Source organism: Bacillus sp. SIMBA_031 (assembly GCF_046535225.1).
Taxonomy (GTDB): Bacteria; Bacillota; Bacilli; order Bacillales; family Bacillaceae; genus Bacillus; species Bacillus velezensis.
Genome location: NZ_JAWRXC010000734.1, coordinates 1 through 232, shown reverse-complemented (window position 1 = coordinate 232; position 232 = coordinate 1). Strand labels below are relative to the sequence as shown.

The following is a 232-nucleotide window of genomic DNA, read 5'->3' as shown; positions in this document are numbered from 1 at the left end:
AGTACCGCTGCGGCTTCCAACTGGGTGAGGTGCCGAGCCTTGATGATGCTGCAGATCTTGCTGGCAAGCTGTGCCTTTACCAGCATTTCATTGGCGTCGGCACCGTTGAGGTCGGCATAGACGTTCCCACTGCCTGCTTCGATCTCAGTCATTTATTTCTCCTCTTGAGTGTGCCTCGGCCAGCTTCAGACGAGACCTGATCAAGGCGATGTCGTGACTGGAAGTCTTGATG

General features: G+C 54.7%; 1 protein-coding gene. It reads right to left on the bottom strand.

From position 1 onward, the window contains the following. The coding region (locus tag SB724_RS22015) for an XRE family transcriptional regulator (RefSeq protein ID WP_410573230.1) at positions 1 to 152 on the bottom strand (152 nt) is incomplete at its 3' end. Positions 153 to 232 lie beyond the last annotated feature (80 nt).